Consider the following 16,586-nt stretch of genomic DNA (forward strand, 5'->3'; position numbering starts at 1 on the left):
CATTACCCCCGGCAGCGGCCGGAGTGGCTAGAGTGGAAAGCATGAGTTCGCCAGCTTCCCGCCCAGTCCCTCCTGCCGCTGCCAACCTGCTTAACCTGCGCGGCGCCGTCGACCTTTCCTCGCTGAAGCAGCGCCCCGCCGCCCCGGCCCCCTCCGCGCCGCCGTCGGGTCCGGAAGCGCCCGGGGGAGCGCAACCCGGGGCCGCTCCCGGTACTCCCGAGCTGGTAGTGAACGTGACCGAGGGCAACTTCCAGCAACTGGTGGAGTTGTCCGCGCAGGTGCCGGTGGTTTTCGCCCTGTGGGCCTCCTACTCGCCCGAATCCGCAACCATGCTGGATGTCCTGGAACGCGTGGTGGACAGCTATGGCGGCAGGCTGGTCCTCGGAGCCGCCGACATCGAAGCTTTCCCTCAGCTTGCCCAGGCGTTCCAAGTGCAGGCCGTGCCTACCGCCGTAGCAGTGCTCAAGGGCCAGCCGGTGCCGCTTTTCCAGGGCGGTGCCGACGAACAGCAGGTCCGCGGCCTTTTGGATGAACTGCTGAAGGTGGCTGCGGCAAATGGCGTGACCGGCAGCCTCGGCGGCGGCGCCGCGCAGGAAGGCGAGCCCGCCCCGCTGCCGCCGCTTCACCAGGCCGCCTTCGACGCCATCGAAGCCGGCGACTACGCCGCGGCTGCAGACGCCTACCGGCAGGCACTGAACGAGATGCCTGCCGACCACGAGGCGAAGGCCGGGCTGGCCCAGGTGGAGCTGATGGAGCGCCTCCAGCCGCTCTCAGCCCAGGACAGCGAAGCGCTCCGCGCCCAGGCAGCCAATGAGCCGGACAACCTGCAGGCACAGCTTGCCGTCGCTGACCTGGATGTGGCGGGCGGGCACGTGGAGGACGCGCTGAACCGCCTGGTCAGCTTCATTGGCAGGAACTTCGGACCGGAGCGCGAGACTGCCCGCGTCCGCCTGCTTGAGCTGTTCGACGTGGTGGGCGCAGCCGATGAGCGCGTGGCCAAGGCGCGCCAGGCACTCGCACGGGTTCTTTTCTAATGTCCGCCCTGTTCGAGCCGCTGAAGCTTCGGTCGCTTGAATTGCAGCACCGCGGCTGGGTATCGCCGATGTGCCAGTACAGCTGCGATGCCGACGCCGCGCCCGGAGTTCCGCACGACTGGCACCTGATGCACCTGGGCTCCTTCGCCGCCGGCGGCGCGGCGCTGATCCTCACGGAGGCTGCCGCCGTCAACCACGAGGGCATGATCAGCCCCCGCGACGCCGGCCTCTACAACGATGCCCAGGCCGAAGCCTGGCAGCGGATCACATCCTTTGTGCACCGTCACGGTGCGGCGGACGCAAAAATTGGCGTCCAGCTGGCCCATGCCGGCCGGAAGGCCTCCACGTACTGGCCCTTTTCCGGGAAGCACGGCAGTGTTCCGGAGTCCGACGGCGGGTGGACCACAGCAGGGCCTTCAGCGTCACCCTTCGACGGCTATGCCGAGCCCGCCGTGATGAGCGGGGAACAGATCACGGGAGTGATCAGCGACTTCGCGGCCGCCGCCGTCCGCGCCGTTGAGGCCGGCTTCGACACTGTGGAAATCCACGCGGCGCACGGTTACCTGCTGCACCAGTTCCAGAGCCCGCTGATCAACACGCGGACCGACACCTGGGGCGGGGATGAAGCAGGGCGGAACCGTCTGATGCTTTCAGTGGTTGATGCGGTGCGGGCTGTGATTCCTGACTCCATGCCCCTGCTGCTGAGGATCTCGGCCAGTGACTGGGCCGATGGCGGGGTGGACCTTGCGGCTTCCGTACGGCTGGCACAGGAGGCGGCGGAGCACGGCGTGGACCTCGTTGACGTTTCCAGCGGCGGAGCGGTGGCCCATCAACAGATCAAGGCCGGTCCCGGGTACCAGACGGGGTTCTCCGCGGCCATCCGCAGGGAAGCGGGAGTGCCCACCGGAACCGTCGGCCTCCTGACCTCTGCCGGCCAGGCCGAACATGCCATCGCGACCGGACAGGCCGACGGCGTCTTTATTGCCCGGGCTGCTCTTCGGGACCCGCACTGGTGGCTGCGCGCGGCCTTCGAACTGGGCCATGACATTAAGTGGGCACCGCAGTACGAGCGCGCCGTCCCGCGGCGCACCTTCTGAATGCCGCTGTGATGGCAACCGCGCAGCACGACAAGGGTCAAACCGCAGGCCACGGAGTCGACCTGCAACTGGAAGCGGCCATCCTGGAACTTCTGGCCGCCAGGGCTGCAACGTCCACCATCTGCCCGTCGGATGCTGCCCGTGCCGTGGGCGACGAAAATTGGCGCGACCTCATGGAGCCTGCCCGCAAAGCTGCCCGGCGGCTGGTTGATGCCGGCGAGGTGGAGATCACCCAAGGCGGTTCGGTGGTTGATCCCTCCACCGCCAAAGGACCCATCCGGATCCGCAAAGTGCGCTAGCAACGCGCGGCCCGCTGCGGGTGGTTCTACGCCTTTTTTACTACTCCTCCAGGAGGACCCCGCTGCCGCACCCCGAGGACTAGTCTGGCTTCATGACTGCTCAGCAACCAGACCCGGCACGGCCGGCCGGTCCCGTCGCCGCACTGTCCATCCGGGGACTCGCCAAACGCTTCGGGCAAAAGATCGCGGTGGACGGCATCAGCCTGGACGTCCCCGCGGGTTCCTTCTTCGGAATCGTGGGCCCCAACGGCGCCGGCAAAACCACCACGTTGTCGATGGCCACCGGGCTGCTGCGCCCAGACTTCGGCACTGCTGGTGTCCACGGCGTGGATGTCTGGGCACGCCCGCTGGAGGCAAAACGGCTGATGGGCATCCTGCCGGACGGGGTACGGCTGTTTGACCGGTTGACCGGCGAACAGCTCATCACCTACGCCGGACTGCTGCGCGGGATGGACAAGGACGTGGTGGCCAGCCGCGTAGGTGAGCTGCTGGCGGCCCTGGACCTGGCGCAGGACGCCGGCACACTGGTGGTTGACTACTCGGCGGGCATGACCAAAAAGATCGCCCTGGCGTCCGCCCTGATTCACGCGCCCAGGCTGCTGGTGCTGGACGAGCCTTTCGAAGCCGTTGACCCTGTGTCTGCCTCCAACATCCGCTCCATCCTTGACAGCTATGTGGCGTCCGGCGGCACGGTGATCGTCTCCAGCCACGTGATGGACCTGGTGCAGCGCATGTGCGACCACGTTGCAGTGGTGGCCGGCGGAAGGCTGCTGGCCACCGGAACGGTGGACGAGGTGCGCGGGGGAGTCTCCCTGGAAGACCGGTTCGTCCAGCTGGTGGGCGGCCGCAGCCGTACGGAAGGGCTGGAATGGTTGCGCACCTTTTAGGGCTCAAACTCACGCTGCTGCGCAACGGACTTCGCCGCAGCCCCTGGCAGCTGGTGGGCATGGCCTTCGCAGGGCTTTATGCCCTGAGCATCGTGGCCACGCTGGTGGTGGTGCTGGTCCTGCTTCGCCAGGCGGACCACGAGTTGGTGTACACCGCCGTGGTGCTTGGCGGTTCGGCGGCCGTCCTGGGCTGGGGCATCATTCCGGTGGTGGCTTCGGCAACAGACATGACGCTGGATCCCGCCCGCTTCACCACGTTCGCCGTCCCGATGAAGCAGTTGCTGGCCGGGCTCGCGCTGGGCGGACTGATCGGCATTCCGGGCCTGGCAACAGCCCTTGTGGCACTGTCCACGGTGGTGACGTGGTCCCGCGGCGTACTGCCCGCGCTCGCAGCCCTGGTAGGCGCGGCGGTGGGCGTCCTGACCTGCATCGTGCTGTCCAAGGTGGTGACCACGGCAACGGCCAGCCTCGCGTCGTCCCGCCGCTTCAAGGACGTGAGCGCCGTCGCGTTTATGGTTCCCCTTGTCCTCCTGGGCCCCATTGTGGCGGGGAGTAGGGCGCGGAATCACCGCGTCCACTGGATTCCTTCCGGACTTCGCCCGGACGTTGTCGTGGACTCCGCTTGGCGCCCCTTGGGCCCTGGCGGGAGACATCGAGGCCGGCCGGCCCGGCGCGGCGGCCTTGAAGCTGCTTATTTCCCTTGCGGTCCTTACGGGCCTCGCCTGGTTCTGGAAGCTGCTGCTGGAACGTGCCCTGGTCACGCCGCCCTACTCTGGCAGCGGCAAGCGCAAGGGCGGCAAGCTGGGGCTGCTCGGGCTCCTGCCCGCTGTTCCTGCGGGCGCCGTGATGGCAAGGGCCCTGACGTACTGGATCCGTGACCCCCGCTACTCCGGCTCCCTCATTGTGATCCCGCTCCTGCCGGTGGTGCTGGTTTTCCAGGGCAGCCAAACCGGCGATTTCAGCACCCTGGCGCTCCTGGCGCCGCTGTCGGCGTTTATCCTGGCCTGGTCCATCTCCGCCGATGTTTCCTACGACAGCACTGCCTTCGCGCTGCACCTGGCCAGCGGTGTCCGGGGCGTGGACGACAGGCTGGGCCGTGCCCTGGCGTGCCTTGCCTTCGCGCTGCCGGTGGTCCTGGTGTTCGCCGCCAGCTACTCCGCCTTCACCGGCGACTGGGACCCGCTGCCCGGCCAGCTGGGGCTCAGCCTGGGGATCCTCTTTACGGGACTGGGATTGTCCTCGGTGGTCTCGGCCCGGTACACCGTGGCGGTTCCCCTGCCCGGCGACAGCCCCTTCAAGAAACCCCCGGGAAACGTGGGCCAGACCCTTGCTGTCCAGTTCGCCGGGCTGGGAGTCCTGATGGTCCTGGTGCTGCCGGAGGCCGCCCTCCTGGTCGCCCAGCTGGTCACCGGCAACAGCCTGTTCGGCTGGCTGAACCTCGCCGTTGGACTTGTGCTGGGAGTGGGCTTGTTTGTGATCGGTGTCAGGCTGGGCGGAAAATGGCTGGACGCCCGCGGTCCTGAGCTCCTGGCCCAGGTCACAGTGAACCGTTGAGCAGTGGACACGGAGCAGCCAACCGCCAACCGGGCGAACAGCTGACACGGCCCCGGAGGGAACAGCATGGAAGTAGTCATCCTCAGCGGCAGCAAGCAGATCGGGAAGCTTGCCGCTGATGCCTTCGAGGAGCTTCTCCGGCGCAAGCCGGACGCGGTCCTGGGACTTGCCACCGGCTCGTCGCCGCTGCCGATCTACGATGAACTCGCTGCCCGGCACGGGCGGGACGGACTGGACTTCAGCCGTGCCTCAGGTTTTGCCCTGGACGAGTACGTGGGCCTGCCGGCCGGGCACCCCGAGTCGTACCGCGAGGTCATCCGGCGGGAGTTCACCGACCGCGTCAACATCGCCCCGGAAAATGTCCACGGCCCGGACGGGACGGCCACGGACATCCCGGAGGCCTGCCGCGCCTACGAGGAGGCCATCGCCGCGGCGGGCGGCGTCGACCTGCAACTCCTCGGCGTGGGGACGGACGGCCACATCGGCTTCAACGAGCCAGGGTCCTCCTTCGCCTCCCGCACCAGGATCAAAAGCCTCATCGAGCAGACACGCCGGGACAACGCCCGGTTTTTCAGCGGCCTGGCGGAGGTCCCGCACCACGTCCTGACCCAGGGCCTGGGGACCATCATGGATGCCCGGCATGTGATCCTGGTGGCAACCGGCGCACAAAAGGCGCAGGCCGTCCGCGAGTTTGTCGAAGGGCCGGTGTCCGCCATCTGCCCCGCGTCCGTGCTGCAGTTCCATCCCCATGCCACCGTCCTGCTGGACGAGGCTGCCGCCTCGGCGCTCAAACTGGCCGATTTTTACCGCCACACCTATGACAACAAGCCCGCCTGGCAGGGCATCTGACAGCACGGCCGGCAGGCCGGACCAGCAGGGAAAAGTACGACGGCGGCAGGCAGCGGCCGGCTGTTTCCTCCCGCAGGGGGACGCGCCGCCGTCGAACGCCCCACCGCCGGAAAGGCTAAGATGGTTGGCATGACTAGCATGACGGACCCTCTCGAAAACGACCCGATGCGCGAGCTTTCCGGGGCTGGAACGTCCACGGCCACCATTGAGCGCGAGGAACTTCGCCAAGAGGTGGAGCCCGGAGACCGGGAGCGCTTTTCGCACTATGTGCGCAAGGAAAAGATCATGGAGTCCGCGCTGACCGGTGACCCCGTCATCGCCTTGTGCGGCAAAGTCTGGACGCCCGGCCGGGATCCGCAGAAGTTCCCGGTATGCCCGATGTGCAAAGAGGTCTATGACGGCCTCCGCCCGGGCAACGACGGCGGCAAGGGTCCCGGAGGGGACTCAGGCAACAACAAGTAGTGACGGAGACGCTTTTTGGCGGCCCCACCCTGCCTCCGGCTTATCCGGAACGTGCAGCCTGGGGAACCGCCCCGAAACTCCGTGCCTGGCAGCAGGAAGCCCTGGACCTCTACCTGAGGACAAGTCCCCGGGACTTCCTTGCCGTGGCCACACCCGGTGCCGGTAAAACTACCTTCGCGCTTCGGGTCGCGTCCACGCTCATCGAGTCCGGCGCAGTCAACCGCGTGACCATCGTCGCGCCCACGGACCACCTCAAGCGGCAGTGGGCGGATGCGGCTGCCAAGGTGGGCATCGCCATCGACCCCAACTTCAAGAACGCCGACGGCCAGCACGGCCGCGGCTTCATTGGAGTCGCCGTCACGTACGCCCAGGTCGCCAGCAAACCCATGCTGCACCGGGCCAAAACCGAGGCCGCACGCACCCTGGTGATCCTGGACGAGATCCACCACGGCGGCGAGGCGCTGTCCTGGGGCGACGGCCTGCGCGAGGCATTTGACCCTGCGGCGCGCCGGCTGTCCCTGACCGGTACCCCGTTCCGCTCGGACACCTCTCCCATTCCGTTTGTGGAGTACGCGGAGGACCGGGACGGGATCCGCCGGTCCAAGGCGGACTACACCTATGGCTACGGCAACGCGCTGCGCGACCACGTGGTCCGGCCGGTGATGTTTATGGCGTATTCGGGGCAGATGCGCTGGCGGACCAGCGCCGGCGAGGAGATGGCGGCATCCCTCGGTGAGGCCGCGGTGACCAAGGACATCACGTCGCACGCGTGGCGCACTGCCCTGAACCCGGCCGGCGAATGGATTCCGGCTGTCCTGGCAGGGGCGGACAAACGCCTCAGCGAGGTGCGCCGTACGGTTCCGGACGCCGGCGGGCTGGTCATCGCCACCGACCACGAGGACGCCAGGGCATACGCGGGGCAGCTGAAGCGGATCACCGGGGAGTCGCCCACAGTCATTCTTTCGGACGACGCCAAAGCGTCGAGCAAAATCGAGGAATTCACTGCCAGTGAGAAGCGGTGGATGGTTGCGGTCCGGATGGTGTCCGAAGGCGTTGACGTTCCCCGGTTGTCAGTGGGCGTGTACGCAACGTCAACTTCCACTCCGTTGTTTTTCGCCCAGGCTGTGGGCCGCTTTGTGCGTGCCCGCAAGCGGGGGGAGACGGCGTCCGTCTTCCTGCCGTCCGTGCCGCAGCTGATGGCTCTTGCCAACTCCATGGAAGCCGAACGGGACCACGCCCTGGACCGCCCCGAGAAGGAGGACGGGGACGGCCTGTTCAACCCCGAGGACTCGCTGATGGCGGAAGCCAACCGCGAGGACAAGGCCTCCGACAGCCTCACAAAGGGCAAGTTCGAAGCCCTGGACTCGCAGGCGTCCTTTGACCGTGTCTTGTTCGATGGCGGCGAGTTCGGCACCGGCGGCGAAGTAGGCTCCGACGACGAAATGGACTTCCTGGGCATCCCCGGGCTGCTGGACGCGGAACAGGTGGGCACCTTGCTTCGCCAACGCCAGCATGAGCAGCTCAACCGGAAGAACCGGCGTGCCCCGGTGGCGGCAGAAGCCGCGGCTCCGGCTGTCCCGGACCACCGGCTGCTGATGGACTTGCGGAACGAACTGGCCAAGAACGTGGCTGCCTGGTCGGCCCGGACCGGGACGCCGCACGGCGTGGTCCACACCAAGCTGCGGACTGTTTGCGGCGGTCCTCCGGTGGCCCAGGCCAACGAGGAGCAGCTCCAGTCCCGCCTGCGGAAGCTTCAGGACTGGTTCGTCGGCCGCAAATAGCGCTCAGGCGACGTCGACGCCGCCAAGCTCCATCTCGGTGATTGCTTCCTCCAGGTCCTCCGCAATCCCTGCCGTCAGGGAGCGGATGACCGTCACGGAGTAGCCGGCCTGCACTGCGTCCAGGGACGTTGCCTTGACGCAGTAGTCGGTGGCGATCCCCACCACCACCACGTCCTCGACGTCGTTGCTCTGCAGCCAGTCGTCCAGGCCGATGGCGTCATCAGCGGCAGCATACCTGTCAGCGTCGCCGGCGCCGGGCAGCGCGCCTGGTTGCCGTTCCCCGGTGGGGACGGCGTCCTCCGGCGCCTGCAGTCCCTCGAAGCCGGAGTAGGCCGCAGCGAATTGCCCCTTCTGGAAATAGGCATCGATGTACTCGGTATCCAGGTCCGGGTGGAGCTCTGCACCGCGGGTTCCCGCCACACAGTGCGGCGGCCAGCTGTCGATGAAGTCCGGGGTTTCGGAAAAGTGATCCCCGGGATTGATATGCCAGTCCTGCGTGGCCACCACGTGGTCGAACTCGCTGTGGTGGGCATCCACGTATTCGCTGATTGCGCCGGCCACCGCTGCGCCGCCGGCCACGGCGAGCGAGCCGCCCTCGCAAAAATCGTTCTGGACATCAACGATGATCAGGGCACGGGACATCAGTTCTCCTCGTAAATGGTGGGGATGGCTGCTTCACCGCGCTGGAGGCGGTTCACCACGGCCGGAAGTTCAGCCATTGACTCAGCATGGCGCCGGCGCGCGCGGAGCACGCCTTCGTGGCCCGTCCAGCCCGGAATCAGTTCGCCGTTTTTCATGAACTGCTGCAGCAGCGGGCGGTCATTGCCGTCGTCCTCGGGCCGCCGGCCCACACCCACCACCTCGGCAGTAGCAATGCCGCGCTCGTCTAGTTTCCGCAGCGCGTACTTGCGCCCGCCCACACTCGCCTTGTTCTTGGCCGCTTTGGCTACAGAGACGAAGTTCCCGTCGTCGTCCGTCCGGCTCACCAGTTTGTAGACCATACTGGCGGTCGGGGCGCCGGACCCGGTGACCAGTGAAGTGCCCACGCCGTAGGAATCCACCGGGGCCGACTGAAGGGCGGCAATGGCGAACTCGTCCAGGTCCGAGGTGACCACGATCTTGGTGTTTTCGTTGCCCAGGCTGTCCAGGAGCCGGCGGACCCACTGGGCCTGCGCCACCAGGTCGCCGGAATCCAGCCGTACCGCCCCAAGCCGTGGACCCGCCAGGTCCACAGCCGTGCGAACGGCCGCTTCGACGTCGTACGTATCCACCAGCAGGGACGTGCCATCGCCGAGGGACGCGATCTGGGCCTCGAAGGCGTCCCGCTCGGTGTCGTGCAGGAGGGTAAAGGAGTGCGCGGCGGTGCCCACCGTCTTGATCCCGTAGCGGATGCCCGCCTCCAGGTTGGACGTGCTGTCAAAGCCGGCAATGATGGCTGCCCGGGCGGAGGCGGCAGCGGCTTCCTCATGGGTGCGGCGGGAGCCCATCTCGATGCAGGGGCGGCCGCCGGCGGCACTGATCATCCGGGACGCGGCGGAGGCGATGGCGCTGTCATGGTTGAGCACGGACAGCAGGTATGTCTCCAGCATGCACGCTTCGGCGAAAGTAGCCTCGACGATCAGGATGGGGGAGTTGGGAAAGTACGCTTCCCCTTCCGGATAGCCCCAGATGTCACCGGAGAACCGATAAGACGCCAGGTACTCCAGCGTCTCCTCGTTGACCACCTTGGTGCGGGCCAGGAAGTCCAGTTCGGCCTCCCCGAAGCGGAAATTCGAGATGCCTTCAAGGAGGCGGCCTGTACCTGCCACAATGCCGTAGCGCCGGCCGTCCGGGAGCCGCCGGGCGAAGGCTTCGAAGACGGACCTGCGGTGCGCAGCGCCCGAATGCAGCGACGCCTGCAGCATGGTCAGCTCGTAGTGGTCAGTGTAAAAGGACGTGCGGGGATGGTCCCAGCCGGCAGAGGTGCTCACGAAAGTCACTCTAGTCCCCACCGGCTCCCACGTCTCGCTTCGCTTCGCCGCGGGCCCCTCGCCGGCGTGGGCCCATCCACCGGCTCCCACGTCTCGCTTCGCTTCGCCGCGGGCCCCTCGCCGGCGTGGGCCCATCCACCGGCTCCCACGTCTCGCTTCGCTTCGCCGCGGGCCCCTCGCCGGCGTGGGCCCCTCCACCGGCTCCCACGTCTCGCTTCGCTTCGCCGTGGGCCCCTCGCCGGCGTGGGCCCATCCTCCCCATAGAATGGACAGATGACCTTAAGCGTTGCGCTCGGCCCTGATACGCAGGAGGGCACCCGGACCGGCACAGCGGAGTCAACAGACTTCCTTGCCGCGCCGGACATCCCCTGGAACCTGGTGATCTGGAATGACCCCGTGAATTTGATGAGCTATGTCAGCTACGTGTTCCAAAGCTACTTCGGCTACCCGGAAAGCAAGGCGAACAAGCTCATGATGGAGGTCCATAAAAAGGGCCGCTCCATTGTTGCCTCCGGCAGCAAGGAGCAGGTGGAGCGCCATGCAGTGGCGATGCACGGCTTCGGGCTGTGGGCCACGGTGGAGAAGGCCAGCGGCGGGTCAGGCGGCAATGCAGGCAAGTCCGGCGGGCCGGGCCAGGGTAAGGGGAAACGTGGCTAAGGCGTTCAAGTATGGACTAAAGGGCATCACCGGCTATCTGGAACCGGCCGAACGGCAACTGCTGCGCAGCCTCATCGACGACGTCATCTCCATGCTCCAGCCGGAGGAGCGTCAGGGCCAGGACCCGCTGGCGGCCCTGATCGGCCTCGACATGGAGGTGGCCGTGCCCACGGACCGGGCGGTGAAGCGGCTCCTGCCCAACGTGATGAAGAACGACGACGGCGCTTCCCTCGAGTTCCGCCAACTCACGGAGCGCTCGCTGCGGGAAACAAAGATCGGTGCCCTCCGGGCGGCGGCACTTGACCTGGACAAAGACGAGATCGTGCTGACGGCTGACGGTGCACGGCACTGGTCGATGGCCCTGAACGACGTCCGGCTGGTGCTGGCCGAGCGGCTGGACATCCAGGACGAGGAGGACGCCGAGCACGTCCACCTCATGCAGGACTGGTCCCAGGCCGAGGACGTTGAAAGTTACCTGGCCCTGGTCTACAACTTCGCCACCTGGCTGCAGGAGTCGCTGGTCCAGGCCATGCTGCAGTCGCTGGACACCGGCCGTTGACCGGCCGGGAGTTCCCGTCCCTGGCCTGTGACACATTAGACATGAGTCACAGGCCACAAGATGCTGCCTGAGCCTGCAGGGAAGACCTATCCTCGAATAATCATGACAACAGCCTCGAGCATGGACCCGCACGTTGAAGCCGCAACGGTGTCTGAAGCCGGCGACCTCCCGGCCGCAGCCGTGGAATCACGGCCCATCGGTGTCTTCGACTCCGGCGTAGGCGGACTGACGGTGGCGCGCTCCATCATCGACCAGCTCCCCAACGAGTCCATCCTCTACGTGGGGGACACGGCGCACGGACCGTACGGCCCCCTGCCCATCGCGGAAGTCCGGGCCAACGCCCTGGGCGTGATGGACGAACTGGTGGACTCCGGTGTCAAGCTGCTCACCATAGCCTGCAACTCGGCGTCGGCCGCTGTGCTTCGTGATGCACGGGAGCGGTACACGGCCAAGTACGGCATTCCGGTCATCGAGGTCATCCAGCCGGCCGTGCGCCGCGCCGTTGCCGCGACACGGAGCGGCCGGGTAGGCGTGATCGGCACCTCCGCCACGGTGGGTTCCCGCGCCTACGAGGACACCTTCGCCGCCGCCCCGGACCTGGACATCACGTCAGTGGCCTGCCCCGAGTTCGTGAGCTACGTGGAAGCCGGAATCACCACCGGGCCGGCCCTGCTGGCCGTCGCGGAGGAGTACCTGGCCCCGCTCAAGTCCGCCGGCGTGGACACCGTAGTCCTGGGCTGCACCCACTACCCGCTGCTCACCGGCGTGATTTCCTACGTCATGGGAGCGGACGTGACCCTGGTGTCCAGTGCCGAGGAAACCGCCAAGGACGTCTACCGGGCCTTGGCCACCTACAACCTGCAGCGCACCGGGGACACCCCTCCGGAACACCACTTCGTGGCGACCGGCGATGCCCACCAGTTCGAGGCACTCGCCCGCAGGTTCCTTGGACCCGAGGTACTCTCGGTCCGGCACGTGGACCACGTGGCCGCCCAGTACCCCACCGGCAGCCTGGCCCGCATCACCCCCGAAATGATCGCCGCGGCCCAAAACGCCAGGAGCCGCCCGCGGATTTCCAACTTCGTGGGCAGTTCAGTGACCGGGGGTTCCGGCCAGTGAAGCTCACCATCGTAGGCTGCACGGGATCCTTCCCCGGCCCGGGCTCCCCGGCATCGTGCTACCTCCTGACGGCGAACGACGGCGAGCGGACCTGGAAAGTGGTGATGGACCTGGGCAGTGGCGCACTTGGCGCTATCCAGCGGTACACCGACCTCGAGGACATCGACGCGATCTTCCTCACCCACCTGCATCCGGACCACTGCATGGACCTGTGCGGCCTGCACGTGGCTGTCCGGTGGAAGCCGGGCGGCTGGGGCCGCGGCCGGATTCCGGTATGGGGACCGGCCGCCACGGCAGACCGGATGGCCACCGCGTACGGCCTGGAGCTGGACCCGGGGATGCACGAGGAGTTCGACTTCACCAACTGGGCAGAACGCGAAGCCGTGACCGTCGGCCCCTTCACCGTGACACCCTTCGCCGTGAACCACCCCGTGGAGGAGGCGTACGCCCTGCGGGTGGAAGTGGTGGAGCCGGACAAGGAAGGCAACAACGTCTCCCGGACCCTGACCTACTCCGGTGACACAGACTCCTGCGCCGGGCTGGAGGAGGCGGCCAAGGACTCCGACCTGTTCCTTTGCGAGGCGGCCTTCGAGGAAGGCCGCGACGACGGCATCAAGGATGTCCACCTGACCGGCAAACGCGCAGGGGAAGCCGCAGCCGCTGCCGGGGCGCGCCGGCTCCTGCTGACCCACATTCCGGTATGGACCTCGCCGACCACCGTCATGGCGGAAGCCCGTCCGGTCTTCGGCGGCGATGTCGCCGTGGCTGTCGCCGGAGTGCACTACACCATCTGAGCGGTGCCGGTTCGGCGGCATCCGGACCCTCGCTGCGGCCGGCAGTGGATAAGCTAAAGGCATGACTTCTGAAGCAACTGCAGTGCCCATCGTGCGCGCCGACGGCCGCGCCCCGGACCAGCTCCGGCCCATCAGCATCACCCGCGGATGGTCCAACCAGGCCGAAGGCTCGGCCCTGATCGAGTTCGGCAACACCCGGGTCCTGTGCACCGCGTCCCTCACTGCCGGAGTTCCCCGCTGGCTCAAAGGCGAGGGCCGCGGCTGGGTCACGGCCGAGTACGCCATGCTGCCCCGGGCCACGAACACCCGTTCCGACCGTGAATCAGTCAAGGGAAAAATCGGCGGCCGCACCCACGAAATCTCCCGGCTCATCGGCCGCTCCCTGCGCTCCATCATCGACACCAAGGCCCTGGGCGAGAACACCATCGTGCTGGACTGCGATGTCCTGCAGGCGGATGGCGGAACCCGGACCGCAGCCATCACCGGCGCCTACGTCGCGCTCGCGGATGCCATCCGGTTCGCCCGCGACAACAAGCTGATCGCCAGGAACGCCCAGCCCCTCATCGACACCATCGCAGCAGTGTCCGTCGGCATCATCGACGGCGTTCCGATGCTGGACCTGCCCTACGTTGAGGATGTCCGGGCGGAGACCGACATGAACGTGGTGGTGACCGGCTCCGGCAAGTTCGTGGAAGTGCAGGGAACGGCCGAAGGTGCGCCCTTTGACCGGGCCGAACTCGACCAGCTGCTAGATCTGGCCCTGCTGGGCACCACCCAGCTTGCTGCCATCCAGCGCGAAACCCTGGCAGACAGCCTGTGAGCGCGGCCCCCGCCGCGCCGCGCCTGGTGCTTGCCACCCATAACAAAGGCAAGCTCCGCGAGCTGCGGGAACTGCTGCGCGGGCAGGTGCCGGGGCTCGACGTCGACACGCAGGTGGTGGACGCGGCGGCGGCAGGTGCCCCCGACGTCGTCGAAACCGGTGTGACGTTCGCCGAGAATTCCCTGCTGAAGGCGCGGGCTGTCGCTGAAGCGACGGGCCTCGTGGCCATTGCCGACGATTCCGGCCTTGCCGTGGACGTGATGGGCGGGGCGCCGGGGATCTTCTCGGCGCGGTGGGCCGGCAGCCACGGCGACGACGAAGCCAACCTGCAGCTGCTGCTCAACCAGCTCTCCGACGTGCCGGACGCCCACCGGGGCGCGGCCTTCGTCTGCGCCGCGGCCCTGGCGGTACCCGGTACGGACGCGGCCCCGGGGCGCGAGGTGGTGGAGTACGGGCAGCTGGAGGGCGTCCTCCTGCGCGAACCCCGCGGCGCCGGCGGTTTCGGCTACGACCCCGTGCTGCAGCCGGCCGGGGAGAACCGCAGCTGCGCGGAGCTGTCCGCCGATGAGAAGAACGCGATCAGCCACCGCGGCAAGGCCTTCCGGGCGCTCCTGCCGGCCGTTGTGGAGGCCCTGCACAACCGCTAGCGCATTCCTGCTTAAACAGCTGTGCTCCCCGCCGGAACGGGGAGCACAGCTTTTTAAAGGTTCGATCGGATGGCGCCGCCGCAGCCTACTCTGAGCGGGTGCCCTGGATATGGCGGGGAGTCTTGTGCTCGTTCTCGGGAGCATGTTCCTCGATGAACTCGTCCACCGGGTCGGTGCCGTAGGCCTTCGCCTGGCGCTTTGCGGACAGGCCGCGGAGGACCTCGATGCCGATGGGCAGGACCGAGACCAGGACGATGGCGATGAAGATGATGTCCAGGTTGTCGCGGACCCAGGGGATACGGTCGCCCAGCAGGTAACCCAGGAGCGTCACGCCGCCGCCCCAGAGGACTGCGCCAATCACGTTGAAGAGGAAGAACTTCTTTTTGTTCATCTGGGCGACGCCGACGATGACGGGAACGAATGTCCTGATGATCGGAACGAAGCGCGCGAGGATCAGCGCTTTGCCGCCGTGCTTTTCGAAGAAGGCGTGGGCGTTCTCAACGTTTTCGCGCTTGAAGAGGCGGGAATTGGGCTTGTTAAAGATGGCCGGGCCGGCCTTTGAACCAATCAGGTAACCGGTCTGGTTGCCGATAATGGCCGCGACAATAATGAGCAGCGCAAAAAGCCACACATTGAACTTGATGGTGTCAGTGGCCACGAGCAGGCCAGCGGTGAAAAGCATGGAGTCGCCCGGCAGGAAGAAGCCCACCAGAAGCCCGGTTTCCGCGAAGACGATGCCGCATACAAGCAGGACCACCCAGGGTGCCAGGGCAGGATCGGCCAGGAAGACCTGGGGGTTCAGCCAGTCGGGCAGGAAGGATGCCAGCTGTGGCTGCACCGGTCCCGCACCACCCAGCATGGACACAGCGAAGTCGTTCATCACAGGAAAGTTCACCCCTCAAGGGTACTTGACGCACCTCCCGCCCCTGGCGTACGTGAAACTCCCGACAGTCGGACTGGTGATATCCCTGACAGGGCGGCACGGCTGACCCGGGAAGGTCAGCCGCCGGAGGTAAGGTTGCCCCGTGGGTTTGGACTTTACGGCGATCGACTTCGAGACTGCGAACGGATTCCGGGGCTCGCCCTGTGCCGTAGGACTGACGAAAGTCCGGGGCGGACGGATTGTCGAGGAAGCGTCGTGGCTGATGCGCCCGCCCGCCAGTTACGATCATTTTGATTACCACAACGTCCGCATCCACGGCATCACAGCCCGGGACGTGGCGGGAATGCCGCGCTTTGGGGAGCTCTTCCCCGAGATCGGCGCCTTCATCGGCGATGACATCCTCGCCGCCCACAATGCTGCCTTTGACCTGGGGGTCATCCGGTCCGGCCTTGAGGTCTCCGGCCTCGCGGGCCCGGGCTACGACTACGTCTGCACCGTGATGCTGTCCCGGCGGTGCTACTCCCTGGTGTCCAACTCGCTGCCGTTTGCCGCCGAGGAAGCCGGCGTGCCCCTGGTTAATCACCACGACGCCGCCGAAGATGCGCGGGCCTGCGCCGGCATCCTCATTGATATCGCCGGGCGCAACGGAGCCAACAGCATCGCGGAGCTCTACCTTTCCCTGGGGCTCGTGATGCCGCGCCAGGAGGCCTTCGACCCGGCCCGTGACGGGTTGTCGAAGCCGAGCCTGGCCGCGATCTCCGCTGCAGCCGGCAGCGGAGCGGCGCTCGTCCGGCCGTTCCAGTCGGGCTGGCCTGAGGAGGGGGCGAACCCGGACCCCAACCCCGATGCCCACCCCGGCCATCCGCTTTACGGCCAGACGGTCGTTTTCACCGGACAGCTTTCCATGGGCCGGCCGGAAGCGAAGGTGCGCTCGGCAGAGCTCGGTGCCCGCCCTGAAAGCCGCGTCACCGGGCGCACCACAGTCCTGGTGGTGGGGGACGGCTTTGTGGCTTCGGACCTCCGCTCCGGCAGGCTCACGGGTAAAGCGCGGCGCGTACTGGAGCTCCACGAGCGCGGCCAGGCCATCGAGGTCCTCTCCGAGGGGGAGTTCCTGCAGATGGTGGGCAGCTTCGCCGCTGCAGCCGTCAGCGCCTAAGGCCTGGCCGTCCAGGTT

At 67.1% G+C, this 16,586-nt stretch carries 17 protein-coding genes and 1 pseudogene; 15 read left to right on the forward strand and 3 right to left on the reverse strand.

The genetic code is table 11. The annotated features are described in order from the left end of the window. Window positions 1-41 precede the first annotated feature (41 nt). The 8 genes and pseudogenes from QFZ70_RS06600 (at window position 42) to QFZ70_RS06635 (ending at window position 7,963) form a co-directional block, all read left to right on the forward strand. Window positions 42-1,034 (forward strand): tetratricopeptide repeat protein, encoded by a 993-nt coding sequence (locus QFZ70_RS06600; RefSeq protein ID WP_307094627.1) that lies wholly within the window; start codon window positions 42-44, stop codon window positions 1,032-1,034. After that, entirely contained in the window at window positions 1,034-2,131 is a 1,098-nt protein-coding gene (locus tag QFZ70_RS06605; RefSeq protein ID WP_307094628.1) for an NADH:flavin oxidoreductase/NADH oxidase, read from the forward strand. The genes QFZ70_RS06600 and QFZ70_RS06605 overlap by 1 nt, the downstream gene beginning before the upstream one ends. Window positions 2,132-2,142: 11 nt before the next feature. Next, a complete protein-coding gene (locus QFZ70_RS06610; protein WP_307097817.1) occupies window positions 2,143-2,430 on the forward strand; it encodes a DUF3253 domain-containing protein in 288 nt (95 codons plus the stop codon). 92 nt (window positions 2,431-2,522) lie between these two features. Beyond that, window positions 2,523-3,317 (forward strand): ABC transporter ATP-binding protein, encoded by a 795-nt coding sequence (locus tag QFZ70_RS06615; RefSeq protein ID WP_307094629.1) that lies wholly within the window; start codon window positions 2,523-2,525, stop codon window positions 3,315-3,317. Next, window positions 3,299-4,871 (forward strand): annotated as a pseudogene (locus tag QFZ70_RS06620) (transporter). The gene QFZ70_RS06615 and the pseudogene QFZ70_RS06620 overlap by 19 nt, the downstream one beginning before the upstream one ends. A gap of 66 nt (window positions 4,872-4,937) precedes the next feature. Beyond that, window positions 4,938-5,720, forward strand: a complete 783-nt coding sequence (gene nagB, locus QFZ70_RS06625; protein WP_307094630.1) for a glucosamine-6-phosphate deaminase — start codon at window positions 4,938-4,940, stop codon at window positions 5,718-5,720. A gap of 120 nt (window positions 5,721-5,840) precedes the next feature. Continuing rightward, entirely contained in the window at window positions 5,841-6,182 is a 342-nt protein-coding gene (locus tag QFZ70_RS06630; protein ID WP_104042248.1) for a DUF3039 domain-containing protein, read from the forward strand. Continuing rightward, complete coding sequence (locus QFZ70_RS06635; protein ID WP_307094631.1) at window positions 6,182-7,963, forward strand: DEAD/DEAH box helicase; 1,782 nt, start codon at window positions 6,182-6,184, stop codon at window positions 7,961-7,963. Before QFZ70_RS06630 ends, QFZ70_RS06635 begins: the two co-directional genes overlap by 1 nt. Window positions 7,964-7,966: 3 nt before the next feature. Here QFZ70_RS06635 and QFZ70_RS06640 read toward each other — a convergent pair whose 3' ends face one another. Further along, window positions 7,967-8,605 carry an isochorismatase family protein gene (locus QFZ70_RS06640; RefSeq protein WP_307094632.1) on the reverse strand — a complete coding sequence of 213 codons (639 nt, stop codon included), beginning with the start codon at window positions 8,603-8,605 and terminating at the stop codon, window positions 7,967-7,969. After that, window positions 8,605-9,933 carry a nicotinate phosphoribosyltransferase gene (locus tag QFZ70_RS06645; RefSeq protein ID WP_307094633.1) on the reverse strand — a complete coding sequence of 443 codons (1,329 nt, stop codon included), beginning with the start codon at window positions 9,931-9,933 and terminating at the stop codon, window positions 8,605-8,607. Before QFZ70_RS06645 ends, QFZ70_RS06640 begins: the two co-directional genes overlap by 1 nt. 273 nt (window positions 9,934-10,206) lie before the next feature. Between QFZ70_RS06645 and clpS the strand changes: the two genes are divergently transcribed. From clpS to rdgB, 6 genes are all read left to right on the forward strand, one after another. Next, complete coding sequence (gene clpS / locus QFZ70_RS06650) at window positions 10,207-10,590, forward strand: ATP-dependent Clp protease adapter ClpS (RefSeq protein ID WP_104042245.1); 384 nt, start codon at window positions 10,207-10,209, stop codon at window positions 10,588-10,590. Then, window positions 10,583-11,149, forward strand: coding sequence for a DUF2017 domain-containing protein (locus QFZ70_RS06655; RefSeq protein ID WP_307094634.1), 567 nt, complete (start codon window positions 10,583-10,585; stop codon window positions 11,147-11,149). Before clpS ends, QFZ70_RS06655 begins: the two co-directional genes overlap by 8 nt. 102 nt (window positions 11,150-11,251) lie before the next feature. Continuing rightward, on the forward strand, window positions 11,252-12,268 hold the full coding sequence (murI, locus tag QFZ70_RS06660) for a glutamate racemase (RefSeq protein WP_373461547.1): 1,017 nt from the start codon (window positions 11,252-11,254) through the stop codon (window positions 12,266-12,268). Next, on the forward strand, window positions 12,265-13,062 hold the full coding sequence (locus tag QFZ70_RS06665; RefSeq protein WP_104042242.1) for an MBL fold metallo-hydrolase: 798 nt from the start codon (window positions 12,265-12,267) through the stop codon (window positions 13,060-13,062). The genes murI and QFZ70_RS06665 overlap by 4 nt, the downstream gene beginning before the upstream one ends. Before the next feature lie 61 nt (window positions 13,063-13,123). Continuing rightward, window positions 13,124-13,882, forward strand: a complete 759-nt coding sequence (gene rph, locus QFZ70_RS06670) for a ribonuclease PH (RefSeq protein WP_104042241.1) — start codon at window positions 13,124-13,126, stop codon at window positions 13,880-13,882. After that, a complete protein-coding gene (gene rdgB, locus QFZ70_RS06675; protein ID WP_307094635.1) occupies window positions 13,879-14,529 on the forward strand; it encodes an RdgB/HAM1 family non-canonical purine NTP pyrophosphatase in 651 nt (216 codons plus the stop codon). Before rph ends, rdgB begins: the two co-directional genes overlap by 4 nt. 85 nt (window positions 14,530-14,614) lie before the next feature. On the opposite strand, the gene QFZ70_RS06680 is transcribed toward rdgB, so the two are convergent. Beyond that, window positions 14,615-15,409 carry a DedA family protein gene (locus QFZ70_RS06680; RefSeq protein ID WP_307097819.1) on the reverse strand — a complete coding sequence of 265 codons (795 nt, stop codon included), beginning with the start codon at window positions 15,407-15,409 and terminating at the stop codon, window positions 14,615-14,617. Window positions 15,410-15,554: 145 nt separating this feature from the next. Between QFZ70_RS06680 and QFZ70_RS06685 the strand changes: the two genes are divergently transcribed. Then, entirely contained in the window at window positions 15,555-16,568 is a 1,014-nt protein-coding gene (locus QFZ70_RS06685; protein ID WP_307094636.1) for an exonuclease domain-containing protein, read from the forward strand. The last annotated feature ends 18 nt before the right edge of the window (window positions 16,569-16,586 follow it).

Origin of the sequence: Arthrobacter sp. V1I9 (genome assembly GCF_030817075.1) — a bacterium.
GTDB lineage: Bacteria > Actinomycetota > Actinomycetes > Actinomycetales > Micrococcaceae > Arthrobacter.

Bases quoted from the DNA above. Each gene is read 5' to 3' on its own strand.
- QFZ70_RS06605 (WP_307094628.1), top strand. From the start codon at position 1,034: ATGTCCGCCCTGTTCGAGCCGCTGAAGCTTCGGTCGCTTGAATTGCAG.
- murI (WP_373461547.1), top strand. From the start codon at position 11,252: ATGACAACAGCCTCGAGCATGGACCCGCACGTTGAAGCCGCAACGGTG.
- QFZ70_RS06630 (WP_104042248.1), top strand. From the start codon at position 5,841: ATGGTTGGCATGACTAGCATGACGGACCCTCTCGAAAACGACCCGATG.
- QFZ70_RS06640 (WP_307094632.1), bottom strand. From the start codon at position 8,605: ATGTCCCGTGCCCTGATCATCGTTGATGTCCAGAACGATTTTTGCGAG.
- clpS (WP_104042245.1), top strand. From the start codon at position 10,207: ATGACCTTAAGCGTTGCGCTCGGCCCTGATACGCAGGAGGGCACCCGG.
- QFZ70_RS06610 (WP_307097817.1), top strand. From the start codon at position 2,143: ATGGCAACCGCGCAGCACGACAAGGGTCAAACCGCAGGCCACGGAGTC.
- rph (WP_104042241.1), top strand. From the start codon at position 13,124: ATGACTTCTGAAGCAACTGCAGTGCCCATCGTGCGCGCCGACGGCCGC.
- QFZ70_RS06600 (WP_307094627.1), top strand. From the start codon at position 42: ATGAGTTCGCCAGCTTCCCGCCCAGTCCCTCCTGCCGCTGCCAACCTG.
- nagB (WP_307094630.1), top strand. From the start codon at position 4,938: ATGGAAGTAGTCATCCTCAGCGGCAGCAAGCAGATCGGGAAGCTTGCC.
- QFZ70_RS06680 (WP_307097819.1), bottom strand. From the start codon at position 15,409: ATGAACGACTTCGCTGTGTCCATGCTGGGTGGTGCGGGACCGGTGCAG.
- QFZ70_RS06615 (WP_307094629.1), top strand. From the start codon at position 2,523: ATGACTGCTCAGCAACCAGACCCGGCACGGCCGGCCGGTCCCGTCGCC.